This window comes from Ensifer sp. (genome assembly GCF_035999135.1).
Lineage (GTDB): Bacteria > Pseudomonadota > Alphaproteobacteria > Rhizobiales > Rhizobiaceae > Ensifer.
Genome location: NZ_DASYGZ010000223.1, coordinates 1 through 9,722, shown reverse-complemented (window position 1 = coordinate 9,722; position 9,722 = coordinate 1). Strand labels below are relative to the sequence as shown.

The 9,722-nt window shown below is 63.6% G+C and carries 9 protein-coding genes; 6 read left to right on the top strand and 3 right to left on the bottom strand.

Annotated features, from left to right (window positions below):
- Positions 1–79: 79 nt before the first annotated feature.
- From VGO12_RS29970 to moaB, 4 genes are all read left to right on the top strand, one after another.
- Positions 80–1,096 carry a polyprenyl synthetase family protein gene (locus VGO12_RS29970; RefSeq protein ID WP_327516381.1) on the top strand — a complete coding sequence of 339 codons (1,017 nt, stop codon included), beginning with the start codon at positions 80–82 and terminating at the stop codon, positions 1,094–1,096.
- Positions 1,097–1,256: 160 nt separating this feature from the next.
- On the top strand, positions 1,257–3,095 hold the full coding sequence (locus VGO12_RS29965) for a tetratricopeptide repeat protein (RefSeq protein WP_327516380.1): 1,839 nt from the start codon (positions 1,257–1,259) through the stop codon (positions 3,093–3,095).
- 7 nt (positions 3,096–3,102) lie between these two features.
- Positions 3,103–4,017: a 4-(cytidine 5'-diphospho)-2-C-methyl-D-erythritol kinase gene (locus tag VGO12_RS29960; protein WP_327516379.1), complete on the top strand. Its 915-nt coding sequence runs from the start codon at positions 3,103–3,105 to the stop codon at positions 4,015–4,017.
- Between the two features lies 1 nt (position 4,018).
- On the top strand, positions 4,019–4,561 hold the full coding sequence (gene moaB / locus VGO12_RS29955; RefSeq protein WP_327516378.1) for a molybdenum cofactor biosynthesis protein B: 543 nt from the start codon (positions 4,019–4,021) through the stop codon (positions 4,559–4,561).
- A gap of 301 nt (positions 4,562–4,862) precedes the next feature.
- Here moaB and VGO12_RS29950 read toward each other — a convergent pair whose 3' ends face one another.
- Positions 4,863–5,393, bottom strand: a complete 531-nt coding sequence (locus tag VGO12_RS29950; protein ID WP_327516377.1) for a glycosyl transferase — start codon at positions 5,391–5,393, stop codon at positions 4,863–4,865.
- A gap of 181 nt (positions 5,394–5,574) precedes the next feature.
- Between VGO12_RS29950 and VGO12_RS29945 the strand changes: the two genes are divergently transcribed.
- Positions 5,575–6,732 carry a PA0069 family radical SAM protein gene (locus tag VGO12_RS29945; protein ID WP_327516376.1) on the top strand — a complete coding sequence of 386 codons (1,158 nt, stop codon included), beginning with the start codon at positions 5,575–5,577 and terminating at the stop codon, positions 6,730–6,732.
- 209 nt (positions 6,733–6,941) lie between these two features.
- Entirely contained in the window at positions 6,942–7,589 is a 648-nt protein-coding gene (locus tag VGO12_RS29940) for a ribonuclease HII (protein WP_327516375.1), read from the top strand.
- A 997-nt stretch (positions 7,590–8,586) separates the two neighbouring features.
- Here the strand turns inward: VGO12_RS29940 and VGO12_RS29935 are convergent.
- Together VGO12_RS29935 and VGO12_RS29930 are read right to left on the bottom strand one after the other, a co-directional pair.
- Complete coding sequence (locus tag VGO12_RS29935) at positions 8,587–9,072, bottom strand: F0F1 ATP synthase subunit B (protein ID WP_327516374.1); 486 nt, start codon at positions 9,070–9,072, stop codon at positions 8,587–8,589.
- 13 nt (positions 9,073–9,085) lie between these two features.
- Positions 9,086–9,703: a F0F1 ATP synthase subunit B gene (locus VGO12_RS29930; protein ID WP_327516382.1), complete on the bottom strand. Its 618-nt coding sequence runs from the start codon at positions 9,701–9,703 to the stop codon at positions 9,086–9,088.
- Positions 9,704–9,722: the final 19 nt, after the last annotated feature.

The following is a 9,722-nucleotide window of genomic DNA, read 5'->3' as shown; positions in this document are numbered from 1 at the left end:
AAGCGGGACAATTCGCCTCTTGCCGCACGGGACACCCCTTCCTATTGTCGAAAGCGACAATGAAAACAGGAGTCCCGGTGTGGGCGTAGTGATACCGCTGGAAGACAGCAAAAACAAACAGGCGTCCGTAAAGCCGCTCGTTGACCTGACAGCAGCGGACATGGAGCGCGTCAACCAGCTCATCCTGTCGAAGGCCGGCTCCGACGTTCAGATGATTCCCGAGGTCGCCAACCACCTGATTTCTTCCGGCGGCAAGCGCCTGCGCCCGATGCTCACGCTCGCCTCCGCCGCCATGTTCGGCTACGAGGGCGACGCCCACGTCAAGCTCGCGACCAGCGTCGAGTTCATGCATACGGCAACGCTCCTGCACGACGATGTCGTCGACGAAAGCGACCTTCGACGTGGCAAGTCCACCGCACGCACGATCTGGGGCAACCAGGCGAGCGTCCTTGTCGGCGACTTCCTGCTCGGCCAGGCCTTCCGCATGATGGTCGATGTCGGTTCGCTCGACGCGCTCGACGTGCTTTCGACTGCAGCCTCGGTCATCGCCGAGGGCGAAGTGCTGCAGCTGTCGGTCGCCAAGAACATGGAAACCACCGAGGACGACTACCTCCAGGTCATCCGCGCCAAGACCGCAGCGCTTTTTGCCGCTGCCTCGGAAGTCGGACCGATCGTCGCCCAGACGAGCAAGTCCGACCGCAACGCATTGAAATCCTACGGCATGAACCTCGGCCTTGCCTTCCAGCTTGTCGACGACGTGCTCGACTACGGCGGCTCGTCGAGCGACCTCGGCAAGAATGTCGGCGACGACTTCCGCGAAGGCAAGATCACGTTGCCGGTGATCCTCTCCTACCGCCGCGGCACGGCGGACGATCGCGCCTTCTGGCGCGAGGCGATCGAGGGCGGCGACAGCACCGATCAGAACCTCGACAAGGCGCTTGGCCTGATCAAGCGCTACGGAGGGTTGAGCGACACCATCGCGCGCGCCCAGCATTACGGCACGATCGCAAGGGATGCGCTGGCGCCGCTGCCGGCCTCGCCCTGGAAGGCGGCGCTGACGGAAGTTATCGACTTCTGCATCGACCGGATGAGCTGACGGTCGGCCGCCGGCCAGGACAGACGACAGGAAATTGTTGCCGCATTGCGCCAAAAAAGCCATTCTGTTCCTCAAGAGTTGTGCTGGGCAATATGTGGCTGACTCCGAAAACGACCCTTAGTGGTGCGCTATGCCGAGCGATCGGCACGAAAGGTTTGACATGCGGCAAATGACGATCCTCCGCCTCCTCAGCGGCGCTGCACTGCTGGCACTTGCCACGGTCAGCACCAGCTACCCGGCATTCGCCGAGGAGAAGGCTGCTGCCGCCGCCGAGGAAAGCGAACCGTTCGACATCAAGTCGGTCAACACCTTTGCCGGCGCGTTTCTCGCCGCCCGCACCGCCGACACGGACCGCGACTTCGCCTCGGCCACCGAACTCTACAGGATCGCGCTGCAGTTCGAGCCCAACAACAACGACGTCAAGCAGCGGCTGATGATCACGCTTCTGATGGACGGCCAGTTCGACGAAGGCGCGAAAATCGCCGAGCAGCTGAAAACCGACCCGGCCGTCGAGCGCATCACCACGGTCATCCGCGCCATCGAAGCGATCCGCAAGCGCGAATATCGCAACGCGCAGAAGCTGCTGAACTACCAGGGCCCGAACGATCTCGACCGGCTGATGAACGGCCTCCTGTCTGCCTGGGCCAAGTTCGGCCAGGGCAAGCCGAAGGAAGCACTCGCGGAGATCAACGGACTTGAAGGTCCCGACTGGTTCCGCGTGTTCAAGAACTACCATGCGGGCGCGATCGCGGTTGCAGCCGGCGACAAGCAGACGGCACGCACCCGGCTCAACGACGCCATTCTCGACCGTGAAGGCGGCAGTGCCGCCCCTGACACCTTCATGCGCGCGGTCGAGGCGCTTGCCCGATTCGAAGCACGCGAAGGCAACAAGCAGAAGGCGCTCGACACGGTTGCCGTTGGCGAGAACATGGTCAACAACTACACGCCGCTGCAGGCGCTGCGCAGCAGCATCGAAGCCGGTGCACAGCAGGAACAGCAGGTCAAGAACGCCAGCCAAGGGGCAGCCGCCGTGCTCTTTTCGATCGGTGCGGCGCTGAACCGCGACGGCGCCGAGGATATCGTTTCGCTCTATCTGCAGACGGCGCGCCGGCTCGATCCCGACAGCGCCGATATTCTGGTCATGCTCGGCGGCATCGCCGAGAACCTGAAAAAGCCGAACGAGGCAATCGAGCTCTACAAGGCTATTCCGGAGACCTCGCCAATGCGGCGGGTTTCCGAACTGCAACTGGGCCTGAGCCTCGCCAGCATCGGCAAGGTCGACGAGGCCAAGAAGCACCTGAAGGCCCTGATCGACGTCGACCCGAAGAACATCCGCAACTATCTCGCCTATGGCAGCGTGCTTTCCGACGCCAAGGACTACAAGGAGATGGGCGAACTTTACGACCGGGCCGTCGATCAGATCGGACCGGTGCCCAAGCGCAGCGACTGGACCGTGTTCTTCCAGCGTGGCATTGCCTATGAGCGCCAGAAGCTGTGGGACAAGGCCGAGCCGAATTTCCGCAAGGCGCTGGAGCTCAACCCGGATCAGCCGCAAGTGCTGAACTACCTCGGCTATTCCTGGGTCGACATGAACATCAACCTCGAGGAAGGCCTCGACATGATCCGCAAGGCGGTCGAGCTGAAGCCGGATGACGGCTACATCGTCGATTCGCTCGGCTGGGCCTATTTCCGCATGAACCGCTTCGACGACGCGGTGGTGGAGCTGGAAAAAGCCGCCGAACTGATGGCCGGCGACCCGACCATCAACGATCACCTGGGCGACGCCTACTGGCGGGTCGGCCGCAAGCTCGAAGCGGTGTTCCAATGGACGCAGACGCTTGAGCTGAAGCCCGAGGAAGCCGAGATCCCGAAGATCAAGGCAAAGATCGAGAACGGCCTGCCGGCGCTGAAAGAAGAGGTCCCGGCCTCTGCGGACGCCAAGGAGACGGCGCCCAAGAAGGTTACGCCCGAAGCACCTGCGCCTGACAAGAAGTCCTGATCGGTCGATGTCGGAGGGTGCCATCGCGGGTTTTGCGCTGACGCGCGCAGCACCCGCAAAGATCAATCTCGCACTGCACGTCGTCGGCCAGCGCGCCGACGGCCATCACCTCCTTGAAAGCCTCGTCACCTTCGCCGACCGGGGCGACCGCATCGGTCTTGCGCCCGCCGCCGAGGACCGCTTTACCGTCTCGGGCCCGTTTGCCGCCGAACTGCCGCGCGACGCCGACGCGCAAGGGAGCAACCTGGTCTTGAAAGCACGCGACAGCCTGCGCGCCGAGCTTCAGTCTCGCGGGCTCGCCACAGCCGGCCCGGTCCACCTGCATCTCGAAAAGAACCTGCCGCTCGCCTCGGGCATCGGCGGCGGCTCTGCCGATGCGGCAGCGACACTTCATGGACTTCTCGAGCTCTGGGGCGCGACGATCGAAGCTGAGCGTCTTGATGCGATCGCGCTGAAGCTCGGGGCCGACGTGCCGATGTGCCTTCGCGGCAGGCCCCTGCTCGCAAGGGGTATTGGCGAGGAGATCACCGCGCTTCGGGGTTTTCCGGCGCTTTCGATGGTGCTCGTCAATCCGCTGGTGGCGGTCTCGACGCCCGTCGTGTTCCGGACGCTCATTGACAAGACCAACCCGCCGCTCGAATTGCCGCCCGTACCTTTGACGCAAGGCGACTGGTTTCATGTCTTGACGACCTTGCGCAACGACCTGCAGCCACCGGCAGAGACGTTGCAGCCGGTCATCGCCACCGTTCGCCAGACGCTCGCGCAAGCCGGCGCCGTACTCGTGCGGATGTCGGGTTCGGGTGCGACGTGCTTCGGTCTTTTCGCAAACGACGACCTGGCCCTGGAGGCGGCCAACCGCCTATCGGTTGCCCGACCCGAATGGTACGTTCTGGGCTGCAGGACGACAGGCGCAGGAGCATAAAATGGCCGGAACCGACGAAAAACGCCCCTTCATTCCGGTCGGGATCGCGATCCTCACCGTGTCGGACACGCGCACACTTGCTGATGACAAATCGGGCGACACGCTACAGGCCCGCGTGGTCGACGCCGGCCACCGGCTCGAGGCACGCGCGATCGTGCCCGACGACCGGTCGAAGATTCACGATCAGGTGAAGGCCTGGACGCTCGACCCAGTGATCGACGTGGTCATCACGACCGGCGGCACGGGCTTCACCGGCCGCGACGTGACGCCCGAAGCACTCGAGCCTCTCTTCGAAAAACGCATGGACGGGTTTTCCGAGGTGTTTCATCGGATCTCCTACGAGAAGATCGGCACCTCGACCATACAGTCGCGCGCAACCGGCGGCGTCGCCAACGCCACCTTCATCTTCGTTCTGCCGGGATCTCCCGGCGCGTGCAGGGATGCATGGGACGGGATCTTGAGACAGCAGCTCGATTACCGCCACATGCCCTGCAACTTCGTCGAGATCATGCCGCGCCTGGATGAGCACCTGAAGCGCGGCTAATGCCGGGTGATCGGCCGCATACTCCAGCACAGCCGCTCCGCAGCTGTTACCTACGTAACTGACCGCGGCGTTTCCAGCCGCTAGTGTCTACCCGTCAGCCAGCGAAGATCGACCGCCGCATATTTCTCCTCTTCGCAACCGCATAGACACCTTTTCGCCTACGTCCCTAAGCGGAGAGAACTGTGGAATACGACGTGCAGCCAGAATGCTGCCCGGCAAGCAATCTATCAAACAAGGTCATTTGAGAGCCGCTTGGAGGTGCCGTCTCCCGACAGGCACCTTTCATTTTTTTGCCTAACGCCTAAGCGGTCGCCTGCCGGCCCTCGACGGCGACCCAGGCCGGAACTAGTTCGGTCGAAAGCCTGCGCGCCGCACCAACCCTCACCATATCGCCCAGGCACCCCATGCCACCTGTCGCCGCGAGCGCGTCCTGCTTGCGCAGCAGGAAACCGCTCTCCAGCGCCTGCGGGCGCCGCGCCAGCCGGCTGAACAGGGATTTGCGGTGCATCCTGGACGGAGAGAAGCGCGCAGGTGCCCTGTTGAGCGCGACATACTCCGCCAGCTCGTCGACCCAGCGGCCGATCGGGCGAGCGCCGGGTTCCAGCAGCATCAGCCATTCGCCGCGCGCCGAGCCCACCACCTCCGCCAGATCCCAGCTCTGGCAGAACCGGCATCCGGCCGCATCCGCCACTTTCGACGAACCGTCTTTCGATCCGTGGTCGAGAATGATGACGTCACTGACGAGGCCTTCGACAGCGCCGGTCACCAATGCCGAGAGCGTCTGCGCCAGCTCGGCTTCGTTGTCGCGCGTTTCCATGATGATCGTCAGCATGTCTTTTCCTACCGCATCGCAGCAACAATTGCTACATTCCTGGCCGACGCGGCCATCGCGCTTGCCGCTCGACCGAACCAAACCGCATCCCCATTTTTTGTTCTTGTATTGTTCATGGTTTCGCGTTAGGAAAATAATCAGAACAAAACGGGATCAGATATCTGATTCCTGGGAGATTCCAATGACCGAGCTGTCGCAGATCAGGCAGGGTGCGCTTGCGCCCGCCAATACGGCGGATGTTGCCGAAGCGATGATGAGCGCAACGGGCCTCAGGATCGACATTGACCGCCGTCGGGGACGCGGCGCCGGGCTCAACATGACCGGCCGCTACGAGCCGCAGTCACGCGAGACCTTTGACGACGGTTGGGAGAGCCTCGAGGATCTGCCGCCTTTCAAGACAGAGGTCCAGATCGAAAAGCCGCGCTCGGTGATCACCAGGAACGAATCGCCCGATATTTCCTTCGATCGTTCGATCAACCCCTATCGCGGCTGCGAGCACGGCTGCATCTATTGTTTCGCGCGGCCTACCCATGCCTATATGGGCCTGTCGGCAGGGCTCGACTTCGAAGCAAAGCTGTTTGCCAAGCCGGACGCGCCGCGGCTGCTGGAACGCGAACTGGCGCGGCCGGACTATAAGGTGAGACCGATTGCGATCGGCACCAACACCGACCCCTATCAGCCGATCGAGAAGGAATGGCGCGTCATGCGGCAGATCCTCGAAGTGCTCAGGGATGCCAACCATCCGGTCATGATCGTCACCAAGTCGGCGATGGTCACCCGCGACATCGACATTCTTGCCCCCATGGCGGAAAAAGGCCTGGTGCGGGTCGGCATCTCGGTGACGACGCTCGACCGGAAGATGGCGCGCACGATGGAACCGCGTGCAGCAACACCACCGAAGCGGCTGGAGGCCATGCGCGCGATCGCCGAGGCCGGTATCCCGACGGGCGTTCTCGTCTCGCCGATCATCCCGGCCCTCAACGATCACGAGATCGAGCGGGTGCTCGAAGCGGCAAGAACGGCGGGCGCGACCGAGGCGAGCTACGTGCTCTTGCGGTTGCCGCTCGAAGTCAGCCCGCTTTTTCGCGACTGGCTGCTGCGAAACTACCCGGATCGCTACCGTCACGTCATGTCGCTGGTTCGCTCGATGCGCGGCGGCAAGGATTACGACGCCGAGTTCGGCAAGCGCATGAAGGGTGCCGGTCCCTACGCCTGGCAGATCGGTCGCCGCTTCGACCTGGCGGTGAAGCGACTGGGCTTCAGCCCGACACGCCGCCAGTTGCGCGACGACCTTTTCGTGCCACCGCTTGGAACAGGCGTGCAGCTTTCGCTTCTGTGAAGGGAGGTTCGGGGCATGCCATACGCCTGCTCCCCGGTAGACCCCCGGTAGAACCCTCATTGGCGCCCCTTGGAGCCGATGCAGAGGGTGAAGCCAGATAGAGTTCCGGTGCCCCGTCCCCCGTTCTGGGCACCGGCCATCCCCCCGTCCGCCGCCGCACTCGGACCCGGGGGCTTGAAGAGAATCGGTCGATCATGCGATCTAGACATATGTCTCGCAGATCGTCCGATTCTCCCCTTTTTCCCGATATTATCGAAGCGCCGGATTTTGACCTGGAACTGTCGGCGAAAGGTGATGGCTTCTGGCCGGTCGCCGGTGCCGACGAGGCCGGTCGCGGGCCGCTCGCAGGTCCCGTGGTGGCCGCTGCCGTCATCCTCGATCCGGATGCCATTCCCGAAGGCCTCGACGACAGCAAGAAGCTGAGCGCCCAGGCGCGCGAGAGCCTGTTTGAGAAAATTCTCGCCACAGCCGACGTGTCGATCGCATCGGCGTCCGCAAGCACGATCGATGCGACCGATATCCGCAAGGCCAGCCTCGAAGCCATGCGCCGCGCCGTTGCCGGTCTGCCGTCGGCGGCGCGCTTCGTGCTGGTCGACGGCCGCGACGTCCCGCCGGGCCTGCCCTGCCATGCGAAGGCCGTCGTCAAGGGCGACGCCCGCTCGCTGTCAATTGCCGCCGCCTCGATCGTCGCCAAGGTCACGCGTGACCGGATGATGGCGCGCGCCGATCTCGCCCATCCCGGCTATGGCTTCGCGTTGCATGCCGGCTATGCGACGGTCACCCATCGCCGCGCCATCGAGACACAGGGGCCGTGTGCGCTGCACCGCATGAGTTTCCGCCCCCTGCGCCAGGATTAGCGCGCGTCACGCGATCTATCCGCTTCCCCCGGCGCTTTCGGCAGTCGTCCACACCTTCGCCAGAGTGCGCAAGCAGCGATCGCAGCCAGCCATCTCGGCCCCGCGCCCTTGTCACAGACCGGTCGAATTCGGCAAACACGATCCGCTTAACGAGGCGGCTGCCGCGCACCGGTGCGCGACATCCTCCGGTCCGCCCCCTGGATTCCCACCCCCGCTCCCGCGCCGTGAGCCGCCGATCCCTCGCGCATCGTCTCTCCCGGGACCTTGCGTTCTTGCGCACGATATGGGCGAAGCAACTGTGCGGCCCGCAATAGAAAACGCACTCTCACAATGCGGCGAGCGTCCCGCCCCGCCGGTTGCCCGCGTAGCGGCGAACCTCGTCGATCAAAGACGTTCACTTGACGCAGCGGATGCCGCGCACAGTCGAGCGACATGCACCACCAGGACCTTGGCGTTCCCCCTTGCTCCCGCCCGCTCCTCGATTGGTTGATCTGCCGCCAATTGTTTCGCCGGGGCCGGCGTGCTTTTGCGAACGATATCGACGAGGTAGCCGGACGGCCGCGATGTAACGCCGACGGCCCACAATTCGGATGGCGTCCCGGCCCTGCCGGTTGGCGGCGAAGCCGCAGATCGATCAAAGCCCCCCTTTCGCGGCTGGTGCTGCCGTTGGTGGAAAGAGAGAAGGACGGAATGATGCCGGAACCGGCCGCTTGCGGCTGCGTGTATCGGCAATCGAGCCTCGATGCCGCCGTTCACCCTCGGCCGACGGCCACGACCACTGAATGGCAGGAAGCGCGGAAGCCGGCGCGATCGACCTGGTCGCGCACCGTAACCGAAATGGCGACAGCGTCAGCCCCCTGCCCGACGCCTGCAACAACCCCTCCATCCGATGGTCGGCCCTGGTTGATGCCATCCTGCACCGCCCGTTTCGAAGTAACCCTCAAACGAAAAAAGCCCCGTACAGGACGGGGCTTTTTCATGCGGGTTGTGCCCGATCTTAGTTCAGGCGGGCCTTGACCTCACCGAGTGCCTTCTTGAACAGGTCACTCTGGGCGCCGGCGTCGGCCTTGGCAGCCACGACCTTCTCGGCCGCGGCAATCGCCAGATCGACTGCAGCGGAACGGACAGCGTTGATCGCGTCGGCTTCAGCCTGCTTGATCTTCTGCTCGGACAGCGCGGTGCGACGCGTGACGTATTCCTCGGTCTTCTGCTTGGCTTCAGCCGTCAGCATTTCTGCTTCGCGCTGAGCGGCGGCAACGATACCGGCGGCTTCCGCCTCGGCGTCCTTGCGCTTGCGCTGGTACTCGGCGACGAGCCCTTGCGCTTCTTCACGCAGACGCTTGGCCTCGGCAAGTTCATTGCTGATCTTGTCGGCGCGGCCGTCGAGGGCCTTGCCAACCATGCCCGGCACCTTGAGATAGGCAATCAGGACGAAGAACAGGATAAGGCCAACGAAGGCATAGAAGGTTGCATCAAGATGCATGGTTCAGTGCTCCTCAGTTGCCAGCCGATGCCTTGACGGCAGCGGTGATCTCGGCCTTGGTGACGGTTCCGCCGATCAGCTGCTTGACGACAGCGGTTGCGGTTTCCTCGGCGATCGCGCCAACGTCAGCCAGCGCCTTGGTCTTGATATCGGCGATGCGGTCTTCCGCGGCCGAAATCTTCTTGGCGAGGTCTGCTTCGATGGCGGTGCGCTCTGCATTGGCCTTGGCCTTTGCGGTCTCGCGCGCATCGTCGGCGATCTTGTGGCCCTTGGTCTTGGCAGCGGCCAATTCCTGCTCGTAGGAGGCGATGGCGGCGTCGGCTTCGCCCTTCAGGCGGGACGCTTCATCGAGATCCTGGGCGATCCGATCGTGACGGGTTTCGAGAATTCCGCCGATACGCGGAATGATGACCTTCGACATCAGGAGATAGAAGAGGCCAAACGTGATCGCGAGCCAGAGCAGCTGCGATGCGAAATGGGTCGAATCAAAGGGCGGGAACACGCCGGAGCCAGCCTCGCCTTCGTGGGCCACACCCGTTTCGGTGTGCACCTCACCGGCCGCAGCGGCATCGTGTGCTTCGGCGCCTTCAGTGGTGGTTGACTGCTGGGCATAGGCCGCGGTCACAAACATGCTCACCTCCAGGTGCACT

Bases quoted from the DNA above. Each gene is read 5' to 3' on its own strand.
- VGO12_RS29965 (WP_327516380.1), top strand. From the start codon at position 1,257: ATGCGGCAAATGACGATCCTCCGCCTCCTCAGCGGCGCTGCACTGCTG.
- VGO12_RS29960 (WP_327516379.1), top strand. From the start codon at position 3,103: ATGTCGGAGGGTGCCATCGCGGGTTTTGCGCTGACGCGCGCAGCACCC.
- moaB (WP_327516378.1), top strand. From the start codon at position 4,019: ATGGCCGGAACCGACGAAAAACGCCCCTTCATTCCGGTCGGGATCGCG.
- VGO12_RS29950 (WP_327516377.1), bottom strand. From the start codon at position 5,393: ATGCTGACGATCATCATGGAAACGCGCGACAACGAAGCCGAGCTGGCG.
- VGO12_RS29945 (WP_327516376.1), top strand. From the start codon at position 5,575: ATGACCGAGCTGTCGCAGATCAGGCAGGGTGCGCTTGCGCCCGCCAAT.
- VGO12_RS29940 (WP_327516375.1), top strand. From the start codon at position 6,942: ATGTCTCGCAGATCGTCCGATTCTCCCCTTTTTCCCGATATTATCGAA.
- VGO12_RS29935 (WP_327516374.1), bottom strand. From the start codon at position 9,072: ATGCATCTTGATGCAACCTTCTATGCCTTCGTTGGCCTTATCCTGTTC.
- VGO12_RS29930 (WP_327516382.1), bottom strand. From the start codon at position 9,703: ATGTTTGTGACCGCGGCCTATGCCCAGCAGTCAACCACCACTGAAGGC.